The following is a 17,261-nucleotide window of genomic DNA, read 5'->3' as shown; positions in this document are numbered from 1 at the left end:
GACCGCGACCGCCTGCCGCGGACCCGGAAAGCCTGGTAAACGTGGACGTATGGGACTTCTCAGCGGAATGATGGGGAACGCGTCGAAGCTCGACCCGAGGGCGGCCGCGCAGGAGTTCGGCCGGCTGCTCGCGCAGGGGGAACCGGTGCACGCGGCGTACCAGCTGCTGCGCGACTCGTTCGTGTTCACCGACCGGCGCCTCATCCTGGTCGACAAGCAGGGCATGACGGGCAAGAAGGTCGAGTACCACTCGATCCCCTACAAGGCGATCACGCAGTTCAGCGTCGAGACCGCCGGGCACTTCGACCTGGACGCGGAGCTCAAGATCTGGGTCTCCAGCAACGACGTGCCGATCTCCAAGCAGTTCGGCAAGGGCGTCGACGTCTACGAGGTGCAGGCGCTGCTCGCCACCTTCGTCGCGCGGTAGTCGTTGCGGCACAACGCGAATCCCCCGCGAGCCGGTGGCCCGGCGGGGGATTTCGGCCGCAGTGCCTAGCGGGCCTGCAGCATCGGGCGGAACCTGTCGCGGTACGCCCACGCCAGCCCGATCTCCGCGAGCACGACCAGGATGGCGATGCCGAGTCCGGACGGCTCCAGGAACACGTGGACCAGGAAGATGTTGACCACCATCGGCGCGAGGATCGCCAGTGCCAGCGGCACGAACCGGCCGACGACCAGCAGCACGCCGGCGACCAGCTGGACGCCCGCCACGAGCTGGAGCATGTAGCCGGTGGCGTAGAGCGCGGCCGTGAACGCGACGCCGGCGGGCGCCATCGTGCTCGGATCCGGTGCGGGCATGAAGTTCAGGAACCCGTTCAGGCCGGTCACGGTGAACAGCAGACCGGTCAGCACGCGGGTCGCGGCCGTGGCGTGACGGGCGAAAGCGGACTTGCGGGCGGCGGGGGCGGTCGCGGCGGCAGTGGTGGTGACGGTCGCGGTCATGTCGTGTTCCTCCTGGGCTGTCGTGTCCTTCCACTGATGCGTCGAACGGGCACCCGCCCGGATCGACACGACGGCCAGGAATTCTTCGAAGAATCCCGTCTGCGCAGGTCAGGTAGCTCACGGTGACCCGGAGGTCACGGCGGGGAGTTCGAGTTGTCGGCCTGCCGGGGGTTTGCGAGTATGCGGGCCCGTCTTCCGCGAAGGAGCGATTCCGGTGGCCACTCGCCTCAACCCGTACCTCAGCTTCGACGGCCAGGCCCGCCAGGCGATGGAGTTCTACCAGTCGGTCTTCGGCGGCGAGCTGAAGATGAACACCTTCGGCGACTTCGGCATGCGGGACACGCCGCAGGCCGACCAGATCATGCACGCCCAGCTGGAGACCGACGCCGGTTACACGATCATGGCCGCGGACACGCCGCCCGGCATGGAGCTCAGGTCCGGTTCCGCCATCACGGTGTCGCTGTCGGGCGACGACGAGGTGCTGCGCGAGTACTTCGCCAAGCTCGCCGAGGGCGGCGAGGTCGGCACCCCGTTGGAGAAGCAGATGTGGGGCGACGAGTACGGCGACCTCGTCGACAGGTTCGGCGTGAGCTGGATGGTCAACCTCGCCGGTCAGGGCTGACGCGGACGTGGCTGGCGTCGGCGCGCGCGTGCTGTCGTTCTTCGACGAGCCGCCTAGATCCTGCTGAGCAGGTCGGTGATCAGCTTCTTCGACGGCTCGACGCCCGCGGGCGACTTCACCTCGACCAGCGTCCTGCCCTTGCGCGCGGCGACCATGTGCTGGGTGGTCTCCGACCCGCCGGCCGTCGTCTCCCAGGCCTCGTCCAGGAAGCCCGTGATCGCCTTGGCGCCCTCCGGCTTGGCCTGGGCGACCGCCGCGGCCGTCGCGTTCGTCGTGAACCGCACCTCGACGGGCATGCCGGAACCGACGTACGTGCAGGTCGTGACGGCCTTGTCGACCGTCTCGCGCTGACCCTGCAGCCGCAGCCCGAGCGCCTTGCCCACGACGGACGAGTTGGCGTTCGCGCAGGTCGGGCCGGTGCCGGCGGGCTGCTCGACGGTCGTCGGCGCCTGCGGGACGGGCTCCGGCGCCGCTTCCGGGGTGGAGGTGCAGGCGGCGAGCAGGAACGCGGCGGCGGCGAGGAGGGTGAGGCGCACACCCCTACATCGAGCCTGCCTCCGCCGCGTTACCCCGATCAGGGCAAGCCCGGCGCGTCCAAGGTCGCCGCCAGCACCTCCGCGGCCCGTGCGTCCCAGTCGGCCGTGACGCTCTCGACGCGCCGAGGAGCAGGGCGAAGCTGTCGAGGTGCTCACGCAGGTGCGTCGTGACCGGCCGGCCGTCCAGGTGGGCGTCGAGCGCCGGGTAGAGGTGCAGCGCCCAGCTGTTCGTTCGAGCGTTTTGCGGGGAGCACAACCCGCGGAACGGTCACCGCGCCGACCAGCGCACCCGCGGCGGCCACCGCGGCCGCCGTCATGGCCGCGAAGCGCAGCGACACCGCCTCCGCGAGCAACGGGCCCATGACCGCCCCGGCGAGCGTCGCCGCCGCCTCGGCCACGAGGAAGAGCGCGCTGATCCGGCCGAGCAGGTGGTTCGGCACCAGCCGTTGCACGGCGATCTTCGGCGTCACGACCGTGACCGACCCGAACACGCCGATCACCACGGCCGCGACCACGGCGGCCAGGAGGTCCCGCGCGCCGAACAACCCGGCGAACCCGGCCGCCGTGCCGAGCTGCGCCGCGGCGAGGACCGTCCGCGGCTGCGCCCGGTCGAGCCACCTCACCAGCACGGCCCCGCCGAGGAACCCCAGCCCCAGCGCCGACAACACGATCCCGACCTGCGCACTCCCACCCAGGTGACGCACTCCGAACGGCACGAGGAGCGCGCTCAACGCCGCGTTCGCCGCCAGGAACACCGCGCTCAACGGCAGCAACGCCCGCACGAGTGGCAGCTCCCGCAACGCCTCGATCCCGGCCCGCGACCCCGATCTCTCCTGAGCCACCACGGGCCGCTTGCGGGTCAACGAGATCGCCACAGCCGACAGCAGGTAGCTGACGACGTCGAGCACCACCAGCACCTCGAACCCGGCCCACGCGAACAGCAGTCCGCCGAGCGGCGGCCCAACGAGCCCCACCACCCCGTCGGTCGCGGCGTTCCACGAGTTCGCGCCGGCGAGCGCGGGTCCGGTCCCCACGACGGCGGGCACGTGGGCCTGCGCGGCGGGCCGGAACAGCACGGCTCCCACGCTCTCCGCCACCACGGCCGCGTAGATCGCTGCCGGCGAGCCCAGCAGCATCACCGCGACGGCCGCGGCCCGGAGCAGGTCCGCCGCGACCATCACCCGCCGCCGGTCCCACCGGTCGACCAGCACCCCCGCCACCGGCCCCAGCACCAACGCCGGCAGGTACTCCGCCGCCAGCGTCAGCCCCGTGGCGAACACCGACCCCGTCACCGCGTAGACGTGCGCCGGCACCGCCACCACCAGCAACCACGACCCGAGCTGGCTGACCGCCCTGCCACCCCACAGCAACCGGAAGTCCCGAATCCCCCAGGCACCCATACTCACAAGATAAAGACAGTCGTCCTGTGTTCTGTCAAGATAGTCGACGTGGACTCACTGGGACCGACCATCCGCGCACTGCGCCAGGCGAGCGGCCGCACCGTCGCCTCGGTCGCCGCCGACGCGGGCCTGTCCGTGCCGTACATCGCGAACCTCGAGAACGGTCGCGGCAACCCGACGACCGGCGCGTTGTCCCGCCTGGCCACCGCCCTCGGCACGGACCTGCGCGTCTCGTTCGGCGAGCCGGACCCGGCCCCTCCCGCACTTCCGCCGTCGCTGGTGAAGCTGCGGCGCACCGACCGGTTCCGCCGGGCGGTGGCCCTGCTCGGCGCGGAGCCGGAGGCCGTGGTCGCCGCGCTCGCCGCCGTCGGCCAGGTCGTGGACGCGGGCGAGCAGGACTGGTGGCGGCTGCTCGACGCGATGGTGCTGGTCGCGCGGCACCCGCTCAGCTGACACGACTCTCAGGAAGAGGCGGCTAGCTTCGGGCGCGAGGGGGCGAGATGAAGATCGTGATTCCAGGCGGCACCGGTCAGGTCGGCACCGTGCTTCGGCGCGCTTTGACAGCGGCGGGCCACGAGGTGGTGGTCATCAGCCGCAGCGGCGGCGTGAGGTGGGACGGCCGGACGCTCGGCCCGTGGGCGGACGAGATCGACGGCGCGGACGTCGTCATCAACCTGGCGGGACGCAGCGTGAGCTGCCGGTACACCGCCGAGAACCTCCAGCAGATGATGCGGTCGCGGGTCGACTCGGCACGGGTGGTGGGCGAGGCGATCGCCAAGGCCGACAACCCGCCGGGGGTGTGGCTGCAGATGAGCACGGCGACGATCTACGCGCACCGGTTCACCTCGCCGAACGACGAGCGGACCGGCATCCTCGGCGGCCGCGAGAAGGACGTGCCCGGCTACTGGGCCTACAGCGTGGAGATCGCCAAGCGCTGGGAGGCCGAGCTGGAGGAGGCCGTCACCCCGGACACCCGCAAGGTCGCGCTGAGGGCCGCGATGGTGATGAGCCCGGACCGCGGCGGCGTGTTCGACTACCTGTCGTGGCTGGCGCGGCTCGGGCTCGGCGGGCCCGTCGCGGGCGGCCGGCAGTACGTGTCGTGGATCCACGACGAGGACTTCGTGCGCGCCGTCGAGTTCCTGATCTCCGAACCGGTCGAGGGCGCGGTCAACCTGGCGGCACCCGGCCCGTTGCCCCAGCGGGACTTCATGCGCGAGCTGCGCCGGGCGTGGCGCAGGCCCGCCGGGCTGCCCGCGACCGGCTGGATGGCGGAGATCGGGGCGTTCGCGCTGCGCACCGACACCGAGCTGCTGCTGAAGAGCCGCCGGGTGGTGCCGGGCAGGCTCACCGGGGCCGGGTTCGGGTTCGGGTTCCCGAACTGGCGGGAAGCGGCGCAGAATCTGGCTGAGCGCAGGAGGTGACATGCCGAGGACCAACGACGTGGGCGGGCTGGACGGGTTCGGGCCGGTCGTCGAGGAACTGGACGAACCGCCGTTCCACGCCGACTGGGAGGCGCACGTGATGGCCATGAACCGGGCGTTGATCAAGCAGCGGGTCTACAACCTCGACGAGTTCCGCGACGCCGTCGAACGGACGATGTCGCACGAGTCGTCCTACTACGAGAACTGGTTCCGGGCGATCCGGACGCTGCTCGAGGAGAAGGGCGTTGTCTGAGCGCTACCGCACGGGCGACCGGGTGCGGACGTCCGCTGTGGACCCCGAGCACCACACGCGGCTGCCGCACTACGCGCGCGGCCGGGTCGGCACGGTCGTCGGACAGGACGGCGTCCACCCGCTCGCGGACCTCCGCGCGCAGGGAATCCTGCAACCACAACAGGTGTACCTCGTGCGGTTCCCCGCACGCGAACTGTTCGGCCGCGGCGACCACCACGTGACGCTGTCCCTCTGGGAGGACTACCTCGGCGATGAGTGACGACCACGACGACTCCCCGATCGCCGCCCAGGTCCGGGAACTGGAAGCGCTCCTGGAGGAGAAGGGCCTGCTGGACCCGCGCGAGCTGGACCAGGTGCTGGAGGCGTTCACGGCGAAGGCCAAGCCCGCCAACGGTTTCCGGGTCGTGGCACGGGCCTGGACCGACCCCGGCTTCCGGGACCGCCTGCTGGAGAACGCGAACGACGCGCTGCCCGAGCTCGGCCTGTCCATGGGCGGCGGTCTGCAGGTGCAACGGCTGCACGTCGTCGAGAACACCGCGGACGTGCACAACGTCGTCGTGTGCACGCTGTGCAGCTGCTACCCGCTCTCGCTGCTCGGCCCGTCCCCCACCTGGTACAAGAGCCCCGCCTACCGCTCGAAGGTCGTCAGCCACCCGCGCGAGGTGCTGGAGCAGTTCGGGCTCGTGCTGCCCGAGTCCACCGCGATCGAGGTGTGGGACGCGAACGCCGAGTCACGCTACATGGTGCTGCCGCGCCGCCCCGAGGACACCGGGCACCTCACCGAGGAGGAGCTCGCGGGCAGGGTGACGCGCAACGGGCTGATCGGCACCGCGGCCGTGTGAGCGACCGCGGTGCCGGGTCCCGCTAGAGGGTCTTCATGATGGTGTCGATCGCCTTGCCGAGCTTCGCGTACTTCTGCGTGTACAGCACCGGGAACACGCCGGGCGGGTCGGCCGGGCGGTCGGCGTCCACGTAGTCGGTGCCGAGGTTGCAGAACACGACCACGACGTAGTTGCGCTTGTCCTTGCCGCGGAACGCCTTCACGATGCCCGCGTCGGAACCGGTGGTGTCGACCCAGCCGGTCTTGTGCGCGAAGGTCACCTCGGCGGCCTCGTTGCACGGGCGCACGTCGCGGTCGTAGACGGCGTCACCGACCTTCACGGTGCCGTCCGCCTGGATCCAGCGCGCCGGGACCTGCTGCGGGATGCCCTGCACCGGGTAGTCGCGGCCGCACCAGTTCGGAGTGGACAGCATCTCGTTGTGGCCCTGGCCGGCCAGCGTCTGCTGGAAGAACGCCCGCGACGAGGCCGACAGCTCGGTGTTCGTGACCTGCTTGCCCGCGTCCGTCGTCCAGAGCACGCCCGCGCCGCCGTTGACCAGCAGCAGGAGCTTCGCGGTGTCGAGGCCGCTCATGTTCGAGCCGATCCAGCGGCCGCCGTTGCCGGGGATGGTCCCGGTGACCATCAGGGTCGGCATGCCGAGGTCGGCGAAGCTGGAGTTCACGGCGTCCCACGAGTTCAGGTCGTGGATCATCTTGATCAGCGCGCAGGTGGACTCGTTCTGCGACTTGGTGATCATCTCGTCGAAGAGCTGGCGGACCTTCTTCGTCGACTTGCCGCCGCACGCCTCGCGAACCGGGTCCGGGTCGTAGACGTAGTCGGCGTCGAGGTCGACCTTGCCCTGGTCGGCGAGGCGCAGGACGCCGAACGCCACCATCAGCTTGAACACCGACGCCGGGTACGGCGAGGAGAAGTCGATCGGCGCGTTCTCCCTGCCGGCCAGCACGTCGCGCGTGCCCTTGCCGCCGTTGGCGTCCCACTCGTCGTCGTCCCACCAGCGGTAGCGCACCTGGTCCGTGGACAGGGACCCGTGCTTGACCGGCACGACGACGCCGTTCGGGTACTGCGGGCTGAGCAGCACGTTCGCCACGGCCGCCGGGCGTCCCGCCGGGTCGAGCTCGATGATCGCCGCGTCCATGTTCGGCGTCTGGTGCAACGGTTTCCCCGCCTGGACCGCCAGCGTCCTGGCCTTGGCGGCGAGCTCCGCCGGGCTCGGGTCGTACTTCTCGCGCTGTCCCGCCGACCGCGCGGCGCCGGTCTGCGGTGGCGTCAGGTCGATGACGTCCTTGAAGTCCTGCGCGACGATCGCCTCCCGCAGGCGCTCGGCCAGCGGGCGGTGCTGCTCCCCTCCCGCGCTGGCCGAGGGTGCCAGAGCGGCACCGGTGATCGAGAGCACCGCGCACAGCGCGGTCAACCGCTTCAGATTCATCCACTTCCCCAGTGAGTGCGATGGCCCTTGTGGAAACTGATCTTGCCCCACGTGGAGTGGTGACGCAGCGGAGCCGAACGAGGTTGCCCCGGTCACCGAACTCGCGCCTCGACGTCGGTGCCGACCGACCGCACGGAGCGCGAGGCCAGCATCGCCGCGGTGGCGAGCAGGTAGACCGCCGCGCACCCGAGCAGGGCCGCGGAGATGCCGAACGCGTGCGACAGCGGTCCCACCGCGAGCTGGGCCACCGGAACCATCACGAACGACCCGACCATGTCGTAGGAGTAGACGCGCGCGAGCTTGTCCGCCGGCACGTGCTGCTGCAACGACGTCTCCCACGCCACGCCGAACTGCTCCAGCCCCAGCCCGCACACGAACGCCGTGACCATGAGCAACCAGGGCTCCGGATGCACGACCATGACCAGCGGCAGCCCCGCGAACGCCCCCACGCACGCCACGCCGAACAGCAGCAGGCGCCGCACCTTCGTCCTCATCGCGACGACCGCGCCGGCGACCATGCCCGCGGTCAGCGAGGCCAGCACGAAACCCCACGTCTCGCGCCCGAACGTGGTGTCCGCGAGCACCGGGCCGAGGACCATGAGACCGCCCACGTGCGCCGCGTTGACGAACGAGAAGGCCACCACCACGAGCCAGACCCACTGCCGCGACGCGAACTCCGTCCAGCCGGCCCTCAGCTCGGACAGCACCGGCGGCTTGCGCCCGGCACGGGTGACGGGCACGCGCACGAACGCGAACAGCACGCCGGCCAGCGCGAACGACAGCGCGTCGACCGCGAGTCCCCAGCCGGGGCCGGTGAACGCGATCAGCAGGCCGCCGAGCGACGCCCCGCCGATGTTCGCGGAGTTGACCCCGAGGCGCCGCACCGCGTTCGCCCGCAGCCGCAGCTCGGCCGGCACCGTCTGCGACACCAGCGCCGAGGCCGCGGGCAGGGCGAACGCGCTCGACATCCCGTTGACCGCCGACAACACCGCGAACCACGGCACCGAGACCGACCCCGTCAGCACGAGCACGGCGATCGACGCCTGGCTGACCGTGCTCACCACGCACGACCCGACGAGCACGAACTGGCGCGGCAACCGGTCCGCGACCACCCCGCCCCACAGCAGGAACACCACGTTGGTCACCGACCGGGCGGCGACGACGAGGCCGAGCGACGTCACCGACGAGGTCAGGTCGAGCACCGCGAACGCCAGCGCGATCGGCGCCATCGCGTTGCCGGTGACCGTGGTGACCTGGGCCGCCAGCAGACGGCGGAAAGCCGGATGCGCCAACGGCGCGAACATCTCCCCCATGTCCAGGCACCGTACAACGCGCGGGAGCCGCCCGATCGACACGATCGGGCGGCTCCCGGTCACCGCTCCCCCCTGCGCGATGACGCGATGACCACCGCGGCGGCGACGGTCACCAGGTTCTTCAGGATGTACTGGGCTTCGAAGGACGCCCGCAGCGGCGCGGACCACATCTCGCCGGGGAACAACACCAGCGGTGTCGACACCAGCACGACGTGGCCTGCCAGCAGGACCGCGCACCACCCCGGCGCGCGGAAGCTCAGCACCACCAGTGCGATCCCGATCTCGGTGATCGCGGCGCTCATCCTGGCCAGGTCCCCGTGGACGATCCCGAACGTCAGCGCGGACACCGTGCGCTCCACGAGGTCCTGGGCGGGACTGGCGCCGGGGAACAGCTTCAGCACGCCGAACCAGAGGTACACGACCCCCAGTCCGATGCGCAGCAACGGAATCCCCGCTTCACCCGCCAGCCGGGTGAGGCGCTGGCCCGCACTCGGGCGACGTGTGGTTTCTGGACGCGACATCGATCTCCCTCTCCTGCCTGACTGCCACCACCCGGTCAGACAGGACGTGCGAGGGCGATCAGGACCGCGGGTCCCCCAGCGGGTTCAGCAGGTCGGCCTTGCCCTCGAACCCGAACAGCAGCAGGTCGACCATGCGGAACGTGCTGGAGTCCGGTCCGAGCGTCGGCCGCCAGTACGGCGAGCGCACGATCGAGATGCGGCTGCCCTCCATCGCGCGGTGGAAGACCTCGGCGGTGATCCGGCCGCCGACCGGGCCCAGGCGCCCGCCGCCGATCTCCGCCTCGCGCAACACGTAGAACCACAACGGCGTCGCCTCGACGAGCCGCTCCCGCTGCTCCTCGGACAGGCCCTCGACCACGGCACCTCCGTCGCCGTCGAGGATCTGCTCCGCGGTGAGCGGCTCCGCGCCGAGCAGCTCGGCGATCTGCTGACCGGTGGCCAGCTCCATCATCGAGGCCCTGGTGAGGTTGCGGAACGCGAGGTTGCGCTCGATCTCGCGGAACGCCGTGCCGCGGCCGCCGAACGTGCCCGCCGGCAGCTGCGTCAGCGGGTCGACCAGCAGCGTGTCGATCCGCTTGGTGACGTTGCCGCCGCCGAACTGCTCCGGTGCCACCAGGTCCTCGCGCCCGGCCTCGGTGAAGTCGTAGAGCCGCCGGAAGTCCGCGATCCAGTTGCTGGGCAACGTGAACAGCGGGCCGCGGTCGACGTCGTCGAGGTCACCGGGCGTCTGCGAGCCGGGGTCGAAGTTGCCGGCCACGCCGGTGAACGTGAACAGCGCGAACAACGACGCGATGCCGCCGGGACCGGTCGAGTTGAACACGCGGTTCCACTGGTACGCGCCGCGGACCTGGCTGTGCCCGAAGCGGTACGAGGCGACCGCGAACTCGACCGGCATGGTCGGCGAGTCGTCCCGGCTGCAGTGCCTGCCGGGCACCTCGAAGAACCTGCGGCCGTGGGTGAAGACGTCCTCCACGATCGCGGGGTCGACGACCCGCGGCAGGAAGTCGGTCTTCAGCACCCACTGGTAGTGCCGCACCACCAGCTCCTTGGCGGCGCGGAACAACCGGTCGCCCGTGAGGCCGGTGAGCGCGAGCTCGTCGACCACGCGGTTGTGGAAGCGGATGAACGCGAGGTGCGTCTGCGCCACCACGAGGTTCTCGTCGTTGCGGGCGTCCGGGATCAGCGGCAGCCTGCGCTCCGCCGCCGTGCCCGCCGTCCCGCCGCGGCGCGGCAGGTCGAAGCCCTCGAACGGGACGTTGGTGCCCTCGTCCGGGAACGGCACGGGCGTGGTGGTGCCCGTCTTGAGCTTCACGCCGTCCTCGGCGTAGAACACCTGGTCGTCCTTGTCGCGCGGGCCCCGGCCGTAGACCGAGTCGAGGTCCAGCGCGGGCGAGCGGCCCTGGAGCAGCTCGTCGAGGTTGACGTCCTGGCCGAGCTGCGTGCCGGTGCGGTCCATCGTGAGGTCGTGGTCGACGAACTGGCCGAGGTAGGTGAACCCCGCCGGGACGCCCGGCGCGTCCGGCTGCGCGCCGGCCGCGGTGATCGCGGTCGCGAGGGCGACCCGCGTCTCCTCGTCCGTCCTCGGTCCCTTCGGCCCCAGCCGCGAGAACCGGAACCGGCGCAGCTCCTCCGTCGTGGAGGGCGGACGCGTAACGGCTTCACCTTTCTCGTCGAATTCCAGCACACCTTCGCCCACGACGAAGAAGCTGTCGCGCACGTGCCTTCTCATGAGTCCCCCTGTCGGTCCCTTCGCAGGTGGCCGTCCTCCCCGACGGACACCTGCTCCCACCGCCAGTCTCCGGACGGACGAAAATACCGTCGAAGCTTTCGACCACAACCAAAACGTCGAAGGACCGCGGATACGAAAGCGCGAAAACCATTCCTGAGAACCGACTGAAGGCTGATCTTCGAATGCGGCCGTCGAATTCACGCACCGCTGCCAGGAGGACACGGCCGGGCGACGGCGACAGGGTGGTTTCACGCCCGTGCGGACTGGGTACTGCTCCGAAATGCTCGAAGTCACGGTGACTCGGTCGTCACCCGCGTCCACCCTCGTCACCGTCTCAGGTGAACTCGCCGGATCCGGTTCCGAACGACTGCTCGCCCGCCTCGACCGCCTCCTCGACAACGGCCACCGCTACGTGGTGCTGGACCTGTCCGCGGTCACGTTCTGCGACTCCAGCGGCGTGAGCGCCCTCGTGCGCGGCCACGCACGCGCCTCCGCCGCGGCGGGCGGACTGCGTCTTTCGGCGGCATCGGTGCAGGTGACGAAGGTGCTGGAGCTCTCGGGGCTCGCGCGGATGCTCGGCCTGAAGCCCACAGCGGACCCGGTGGACGCCGTCACGTCGTGACGACGAGCTTGCCCGTGGTGTGCTCGCGCACGAAGTCGACGCAGGCCCGCGGCCCGTCGTCCAGGAGGTAGCGGCGGCTGATCGTCGCGGGCAGCACGCCGCTGACGGCCAGGTCGGCGACCTCGCGCATGCCGCCGAGCGCGCCGTCGAGGTCCAGCACGAACTCCAGGTCGACGTCGTCGCGCGGACGGTCCGGACCGGGTGGCGGGTAGGTGATCGTGAGCAGCCGCCCGCCAGGACGGACCGCCGCGGCGACCGCGCCGAGCCGGTCGCCCCGCAGCACGACGTTGAACGCCATGTCGACGCCCTCCGGATAGGCGTCCGCGTACCCGATCGTCTCCGCGGCGCCGAGCTCGCGCAGCAGCGCGTCGTCGGCGGCGGTCGACGTGGCGACGACGTGCACGCCCGCGGCCGCGAGCAACGGCACGAGCGCCGTGCCGACACCGCCCGTCGCGCCCACGACCAGCGCGGTCCCGCCCGGCTCCGGTCGCGCCGTCACGAGGAGCGCCCGCGCGGTCAGCCCGGCGGTCGCCAGCGCGGCCGCGTCGGCCACGTCCAGGCCGGGCGGGCGGTGGGTCAGCAACGGCGTGTCCGCCTCGAACACGGCGTACTCGGCGAGCGACCCCGTGCTCAGCGACGGCCTCGTCGCGCCGGCCATCGGGCGCAGCACGCGCGGCACGGCCTGGCCGAAGACCTCGTCACCCACCCGGAACGCCGTCACCCCGGCACCGACCTCCGTGACCGTGCCGGCGAAGTCGTTGCCGGGCACGTGCGGGAACGGCAGCGGCACACCGGCGGTCCGGTACTCCCCGCCGGGCAGCACGACGTCGGCCGGGTTGATCGACGCCGCGGCGATGCGGACCTGGAGCTGTCCCGGCCCGGGACGCGGCACCGGCACGTCGGCCACCACGAAGCTCTCCGGCGGACCGTAGTCGTTCGCCACCACAGCTCTCATGCTTCCCCCTCTAAACGGACCGCTTGGTCATCTTAGCCTGCACGAAACGGACCGCGCGGTCAACTTGTTAGGCTGCGGCGGTGTCCCAGCGTGCCGACGCCGTCCGGAACCGCGAACTGCTGCTCGCGGCGGCGATCGAGGAGTTCGCCCTGCAGGGGGTGGACGCGCCCGTCTCGGCGATCGCCCGCCGGGCGGGGCTGGGGAAGGGCACGGTGTTCCGCCACTTCCCCACCAAGGACGACCTGGTCGCGGCCATCGTGCTGGACCGCGTGACCAGGCTGGCGGCTCTCGCGGACGACCTGTGCGGCGCGCCGGACGCGGGCGGCGCGGTCCTGGAGTTCCTGAGGCACGCCGCACGGCAACGCCAGCAGCTCGACCTGTCGTTCCTGTCCGGCGACCTGGGCGCCGAGGTGGCCGAGGCGCAGGAGCACATGGCGCGGTCCATCGGTGCGCTGGTCGACCACGCACGGGCCGAGGGCGCGCTGCGGTCCGATGTCACGGGCACCGACGTGATGTTGCTGATGTGCGTGCCCAACGACGTCGTCAAGCACCTGCCGGGCGCGGCACCGGACCTGTGGGAGCGCTACCTGGGAATCCTGTTCGACGGCCTGCGGCCGGAGGGCGCGCACCCGTTGCCGCACCCGCCGCCCGCGCGCGGCTCCGCGCTCTCCGAGGTGCCATGATGGCGGGGTGGAGTCCACGCGCATCGACCGCTGGCTGTGGGCGGTCCGGCTGACGAAGACCCGCCCGGACGCCGCCCAGGCGTGCCGCGGCGGTCACGTGCGCATCAACGACAAGCCGGTGAAGCCCTCCACCACCGTCGTGCCCGGCGACCAGGTCCGCGCCCGCGTCGGCGACAAGACGAAGATCGTCGAGGTCGTGCGGGTGATCCAGAAGCGGGTCGGCGCGGCGGACGCGGCCACGTGCTTCATCGACCGCACTCCCCCGCCCCCGCCGGACATCCCCATCGCGCGGCGGGACCGCGGCGCGGGACGCCCGACGAAGCGGGAGCGGCGCGTGCTGGACCAGTTCCGGTCACAGAACTAGGTCGACGAGCTCCGTCAGCGACTTCCCCAGCGGCAGGTCGACGCGCACTGACGCGAACGGGTCGCCGCGCGTCTCGCCGCGGTTGACGATCACGACGGGCAGGCCGCCCTCGAACGCCCGCCGCACGAACCTCAGTCCGGACATGACGGTCAGCGACGACCCGAGGACCAGCAACGACCGGGCGTTGTCGACGAGCGAGTAGCACTGCTCCACGCGCGGCCGGGGCACGTTCTCACCGAAGAACACGACGTCCGGCTTCAGCACGCCACCGCAGTCCGCGCACGGCACGACCTCGAACCCGCGCACCTGCTCCTCCGGCAGGAACACGTCGCCGTCGGGGTTGATCTCGTCGGTGGTCACGGCGAAGTCCGGGTTCGCCGCGCGCAGCCGGTGGTCCAGCTCGACGCGCGGCGAGAGCAGCCGGCAGTCCAGGCAGATCACCCGGTCGAGGCCGCCGTGCAGCTCGACGACGTCCCGCGAGCCCGCGGCCTGGTGCAGACCGTCGACGTTCTGCGTGATGACACCGGCGAGCTTCGGCGAGAGCCGGGCGACGGCGTGGTGGCCCGCGTTCGGGTGCGCGCGGGCGATGGTGCGCCACCCGACGTGACTGCGGGCCCAGTAGCGCCGCCTGCCCGCCTCGTCGGTGGTGAACTCCTCGTAGGTCATCGGGGTGTGCTTGCGCAGCGACCCGCCCTCGCCGCGGTAGTCGGGGATGCCGGACTCCGTCGACAGGCCCGCGCCGCTGAGCACCAGGACGCCGCCCTCGGCGACGATCGGGACCACGTCGTCGAGGCGGTCGGTGCGCGGCAGCGGCGGGCCCGGGTTCGTCCAGCTCAGGGTGGGCCTTGTTCGCACTTCACCAGCTTACGTACCAGTCGCAAGTCACCAGGTGCGCAGCCACTGCCGCAGCTCCGCCTCCGCCGCGGCGGTGTTGCCGCCCGACGAGGCTGTGACCAGCGCGAACTGGCGTCCGGTGCCGCCGCTCAGCAGCAGCCGGTCGCCCTGCACCGCCGAGGACGCCGAGCTGATCACCAAGGGCGAACGCAGCGTCTCCGGCAGGTGCAGCTCGGTCGGCGCAGTGCCGCCGTTCGAGTCCCAGACGAGCACGGCGAACTGCGCCGGCCCGACCACCGCGCGGACGTTCGCGAGCGGGATCTGCTGCCAGGTCTGGTGGACGCGGTCCTCGTAGGTGAACGCGAGCGTGGTGCCCGCGACGGCCTGCGGGTAGACGCGGTCGACCACCGCGCGTTCGACGTTCAGCACGGGGGCCCCGGACGCGTGGAGCTTGACGGCCGAGAAGTGCTCGTCGTTCATGGCGTCGCCGTCGGTCTTGACCTTGTCGGGGTTGTCGTTCATCAGCTCGCGGTGGCGGCCGTAGTTCGTGTCCCAGTGCCACTGGCTGCCCGAGACCACCGTGCCGCGCGGAGCCGACCACCAGCGCGAGCCGGGCGCCGCCGAGTCGAGGCCCTGGTAGATCGCCTTGAGCACGGACGGGTTCTTGTCGGACGTGAAGCCCGAGACGGGATGCCCGAACTCGGAGACGATCGCGGTCGTGCCCAGGGTTCTCGCGCGTTCGCGGATCGTGCCGAACGCCTGCGCGTACTGGCCGTCCGCGGCCTTGCCGGGCATGAGGATCCCGGACTGCGCCTTGCCGTCGTAGAAGTGCACGTTGAACACGAACCGCTCGCCCAGCGGCGGCACCAGCGTGAGGCCGCCGGGTTCGGCGAAGAAGTCCACGTTCTGGTTCCAGAACACCAGCGGCTCGACGAACGCGGGCTTCGCCGCCCAGCCCGCCTCGTCCATCTCCGCCCGGAAGCGCCGGTAGAACGGCATCAGGAGGTCGCGCTCCCACGTTTGCGACGTCTGGCCGCTGTCGTACTTGCCGGCGTAGGGCTCGTTGAGCGGGTCGACGCCGACGACGAGCTTGAACTCGGTGGCGGGCAAGGCTTCCCGCACGTGCTTCATGGCTTCGCCGGCCGCGTCGACGAACGAGTCCTGCACGCCGTCGCGGTTGTGCCAGAAGTCGTAGATGGCGGCGGTGACGGCGTTGTTGTTCTTCATGTTCTGGCCCCAGTGGACGCAGAGCCCGCACGACTCCTTGGGATACCCGCTCGCCGCCCACGCGGGTGCGCCGTCGCCGGTGTACCAGCTGTCCTTGTTGAACAGGTGCCGCGAGTAGAGGTCCTGGTGGAAGTCGAGGTACACGCGGATGCCGAGGCCGGTGAACGCGCGCAACTGGGCCGTGACGCCGTCGAGGTAGGCGTGGTCGATCCGGCCGCGCTGCGGCTCGACCCACGCCCAGGTGAGCAGGAACCGCACGGCGTTCGCCCCGGTCAGCTGCTTCATCGCCTGCGCGGACCTGCGCGCGTCGGCGACGGTCGCGAACGGCAGGCCGCGGTTCTCGGCCAGCTTCGCCGTGCCGGAGACGTTGAAGCCGCGCAACACCACCTCGCGGCCGTGCTCGTCGCGGAACACCCCGCCCGAGACCCGCAGCTCGGTGCCGTCGAAGTCCGCCCTCGCGGGCGTGACCACCAGCGCGAGGAGGAACAGGACCGTCAGGAGAACCGCTCGCCGCATCGCCGCCGCCTTTGGGAACGTGAACGAGATTCACGTCGACGGTAACGGCACCGGCCCGTTCCGGCTAGGGCCGAGCGCACGCACAGGGCGGCCCGTTCGGACGGGCCGCCCTGTCACGTCAGCTGAACGTCGCCGCGACCAGCTCCGCCGTCTTGGCCAGCAGCACCTCGTCGGCCGCGCCCTCCGGCTCGCTCTCCCGCGTCGACAGCACCGCGATCACGATCGGCGCGCGGTCCGGCGGGAACGCGATGCCGACGTCGTTGGTCGTGCCGTACTCGCCGGTGCCGGTCTTGTCACCCCAGCCCCACGCCACCGGCAGCCCGGCGCGGATGCGCTTGCCGCCGGTCGTGTTGGCCAGCAGCCAGTTCGTGAGCTGCGCGGCGTCCGCGCGGTCGAGCGCGTGGCCCAGCGTGAGGCGAGCGTAGCTCTGGCCGATGGCGCGCGGCGACGTCGTGTCGGTGACACGGCCCGGCTCCGCGGAGTTCAGCTCCGGTTCGAAGCGGTCGAGACGCGTCACCGGGTCGCCGATCGAGCGGCTGAACCGGGTGATCGCCGTAGGGCCGCCGAGCTCGGTGAGGAGCAGATTGGCCGCGCAGTTGTCGCTGTAGGTGATGGTCGCCTCGCACAGGGCCGAGACGGTCATGCCGTTCGCGAGGTTCTCCGGCTTACCGGTGACCGGGCCGTAGCCCGACTTCTCGATGTCGGCCTGCGTGTAGGTGATCACCTTGCGCAGCAACGACCCGTCGGTGTCACGGCGCAGAACCGCGGCCGCGGCGATGGTCTTGAACGTGGAGCACATCGGGAAGAGCTCGTCCGCCCGGTGCAGCACCGTGCGTCCGGTTCCGGTGTCGGTCGCGAACACGCCGAGGCGCGCGTTGTGCTGCCGTTCGAGCTCACGCAGCCTGCCGGTGGTGGGTGAGGCCTGCGCCGTGGCGGGTACGGCCATGGCCAGTGCCGCTCCAGCACCCAGCGCGAGCACCGCACGTCGGTTGAAACTCAACGTCTTGTCCCCTTCTTCGGAAACCTCTCCACATGCCAGGACGCGCGGGAGATCA

General features: G+C 71.2%; 21 protein-coding genes. 10 read left to right on the top strand and 11 right to left on the bottom strand.

The window, feature by feature from the left end:
• Nucleotides 1-49: 49 nt before the first annotated feature.
• Nucleotides 50-427, top strand: coding sequence for a PH domain-containing protein (locus VF330_RS34420; protein ID WP_330855904.1), 378 nt, complete (start codon nucleotides 50-52; stop codon nucleotides 425-427).
• A gap of 65 nt (nucleotides 428-492) precedes the next feature.
• Here the strand turns inward: VF330_RS34420 and VF330_RS34415 are convergent, their stop codons facing one another.
• A complete protein-coding gene (locus tag VF330_RS34415; protein ID WP_330855903.1) occupies nucleotides 493-942 on the bottom strand; it encodes a DoxX family membrane protein in 450 nt (149 codons plus the stop codon).
• Between the two features lie 214 nt (nucleotides 943-1,156).
• On the opposite strand from VF330_RS34415, the gene VF330_RS34410 reads away from it, so the two are divergent.
• Nucleotides 1,157-1,564, top strand: coding sequence for a VOC family protein (locus tag VF330_RS34410; protein ID WP_330855902.1), 408 nt, complete (start codon nucleotides 1,157-1,159; stop codon nucleotides 1,562-1,564).
• 53 nt (nucleotides 1,565-1,617) lie between these two features.
• Here VF330_RS34410 and VF330_RS34405 read toward each other — a convergent pair whose 3' ends face one another.
• Together VF330_RS34405 and VF330_RS34400 are read right to left on the bottom strand one after the other, a co-directional pair.
• Complete coding sequence (locus VF330_RS34405) at nucleotides 1,618-2,100, bottom strand: hypothetical protein (RefSeq protein ID WP_330855901.1); 483 nt, start codon at nucleotides 2,098-2,100, stop codon at nucleotides 1,618-1,620.
• Nucleotides 2,101-2,252: 152 nt separating this feature from the next.
• Nucleotides 2,253-3,500, bottom strand: coding sequence for an MFS transporter (locus tag VF330_RS34400; protein ID WP_330855900.1), 1,248 nt, complete (start codon nucleotides 3,498-3,500; stop codon nucleotides 2,253-2,255).
• Nucleotides 3,501-3,548: 48 nt separating this feature from the next.
• Here VF330_RS34400 and VF330_RS34395 point away from each other — a divergent pair, with 48 nt between their 5' ends.
• The 5 genes from VF330_RS34395 to VF330_RS34375 are packed head-to-tail and all read left to right on the top strand — an operon-like array spanning nucleotide 3,549 to nucleotide 6,016.
• Nucleotides 3,549-3,953 (top strand): helix-turn-helix transcriptional regulator, encoded by a 405-nt coding sequence (locus tag VF330_RS34395; protein ID WP_330855899.1) that lies wholly within the window; start codon nucleotides 3,549-3,551, stop codon nucleotides 3,951-3,953.
• A gap of 47 nt (nucleotides 3,954-4,000) precedes the next feature.
• Nucleotides 4,001-4,921: an epimerase gene (locus VF330_RS34390; RefSeq protein ID WP_330855898.1), complete on the top strand. Its 921-nt coding sequence runs from the start codon at nucleotides 4,001-4,003 to the stop codon at nucleotides 4,919-4,921.
• A 1-nt stretch (nucleotide 4,922) separates the two neighbouring features.
• Nucleotides 4,923-5,174 (top strand): hypothetical protein, encoded by a 252-nt coding sequence (locus VF330_RS34385; protein ID WP_330855897.1) that lies wholly within the window; start codon nucleotides 4,923-4,925, stop codon nucleotides 5,172-5,174.
• Nucleotides 5,167-5,433, top strand: a complete 267-nt coding sequence (locus VF330_RS34380; protein WP_330855896.1) for an SH3-like domain-containing protein — start codon at nucleotides 5,167-5,169, stop codon at nucleotides 5,431-5,433. Before VF330_RS34385 ends, VF330_RS34380 begins: the two co-directional genes overlap by 8 nt.
• Nucleotides 5,426-6,016, top strand: coding sequence for a nitrile hydratase subunit alpha (locus VF330_RS34375; RefSeq protein WP_330855895.1), 591 nt, complete (start codon nucleotides 5,426-5,428; stop codon nucleotides 6,014-6,016). The genes VF330_RS34380 and VF330_RS34375 overlap by 8 nt, the downstream gene beginning before the upstream one ends.
• Before the next feature lie 22 nt (nucleotides 6,017-6,038).
• On the opposite strand, the gene VF330_RS34370 is transcribed toward VF330_RS34375, so the two are convergent.
• From VF330_RS34370 to VF330_RS34355, 4 genes are all read right to left on the bottom strand, one after another.
• Entirely contained in the window at nucleotides 6,039-7,442 is a 1,404-nt protein-coding gene (locus VF330_RS34370; protein ID WP_330855894.1) for a serine hydrolase, read from the bottom strand.
• Nucleotides 7,443-7,534: 92 nt separating this feature from the next.
• Nucleotides 7,535-8,755: an MFS transporter gene (locus VF330_RS34365; protein ID WP_330855893.1), complete on the bottom strand. Its 1,221-nt coding sequence runs from the start codon at nucleotides 8,753-8,755 to the stop codon at nucleotides 7,535-7,537.
• Between the two features lie 59 nt (nucleotides 8,756-8,814).
• A complete protein-coding gene (locus tag VF330_RS34360; protein ID WP_330855892.1) occupies nucleotides 8,815-9,276 on the bottom strand; it encodes a hypothetical protein in 462 nt (153 codons plus the stop codon).
• Nucleotides 9,277-9,334: 58 nt separating this feature from the next.
• Nucleotides 9,335-11,005 (bottom strand): heme peroxidase family protein, encoded by a 1,671-nt coding sequence (locus tag VF330_RS34355; RefSeq protein ID WP_330855891.1) that lies wholly within the window; start codon nucleotides 11,003-11,005, stop codon nucleotides 9,335-9,337.
• Nucleotides 11,006-11,285: 280 nt separating this feature from the next.
• Here VF330_RS34355 and VF330_RS34350 point away from each other — a divergent pair, with 280 nt between their 5' ends.
• The gene (locus VF330_RS34350; RefSeq protein WP_330855890.1) at nucleotides 11,286-11,627 is read left to right on the top strand and encodes an STAS domain-containing protein; all 342 of its coding nucleotides are present in this window, start codon (nucleotides 11,286-11,288) and stop codon (nucleotides 11,625-11,627) included.
• Here the strand turns inward: VF330_RS34350 and VF330_RS34345 are convergent.
• Nucleotides 11,617-12,582, bottom strand: a complete 966-nt coding sequence (locus tag VF330_RS34345; protein WP_330855889.1) for an NADP-dependent oxidoreductase — start codon at nucleotides 12,580-12,582, stop codon at nucleotides 11,617-11,619. The two genes, VF330_RS34350 and VF330_RS34345, sit on opposite strands and share 11 nt — an antisense overlap.
• 80 nt (nucleotides 12,583-12,662) lie before the next feature.
• On the opposite strand from VF330_RS34345, the gene VF330_RS34340 reads away from it, so the two are divergent.
• Together VF330_RS34340 and VF330_RS34335 are read left to right on the top strand one after the other, a co-directional pair.
• On the top strand, nucleotides 12,663-13,265 hold the full coding sequence (locus VF330_RS34340) for a helix-turn-helix domain-containing protein (RefSeq protein ID WP_330855888.1): 603 nt from the start codon (nucleotides 12,663-12,665) through the stop codon (nucleotides 13,263-13,265).
• A gap of 7 nt (nucleotides 13,266-13,272) precedes the next feature.
• Nucleotides 13,273-13,629 (top strand): RNA-binding S4 domain-containing protein, encoded by a 357-nt coding sequence (locus VF330_RS34335; RefSeq protein ID WP_330855887.1) that lies wholly within the window; start codon nucleotides 13,273-13,275, stop codon nucleotides 13,627-13,629.
• On the opposite strand, the gene VF330_RS34330 is transcribed toward VF330_RS34335, so the two are convergent.
• The 3 genes from VF330_RS34330 to bla all read right to left on the bottom strand — a co-directional run bounded on the left by VF330_RS34330 (nucleotide 13,618) and on the right by bla (nucleotide 17,152).
• Nucleotides 13,618-14,484 carry an NAD-dependent protein deacetylase gene (locus VF330_RS34330; RefSeq protein WP_330855886.1) on the bottom strand — a complete coding sequence of 289 codons (867 nt, stop codon included), beginning with the start codon at nucleotides 14,482-14,484 and terminating at the stop codon, nucleotides 13,618-13,620. The genes VF330_RS34335 and VF330_RS34330 overlap by 12 nt on opposite strands.
• A gap of 27 nt (nucleotides 14,485-14,511) precedes the next feature.
• The gene (locus VF330_RS34325; protein WP_330855885.1) at nucleotides 14,512-16,206 is read right to left on the bottom strand and encodes a cellulase family glycosylhydrolase; all 1,695 of its coding nucleotides are present in this window, start codon (nucleotides 16,204-16,206) and stop codon (nucleotides 14,512-14,514) included.
• A gap of 118 nt (nucleotides 16,207-16,324) precedes the next feature.
• On the bottom strand, nucleotides 16,325-17,152 hold the full coding sequence (gene bla / locus VF330_RS34320; protein ID WP_414675526.1) for a class A beta-lactamase: 828 nt from the start codon (nucleotides 17,150-17,152) through the stop codon (nucleotides 16,325-16,327).
• Nucleotides 17,153-17,261: the final 109 nt, after the last annotated feature.

The sequence above is a fragment of the Lentzea sp. genome, from assembly GCF_036380075.1.
Lineage (GTDB): Bacteria > Actinomycetota > Actinomycetes > Mycobacteriales > Pseudonocardiaceae > Lentzea.
The sequence above is the reverse complement of the archived record's forward strand: the minus strand, read 5'-3'. Positions and strand labels throughout refer to the sequence as shown.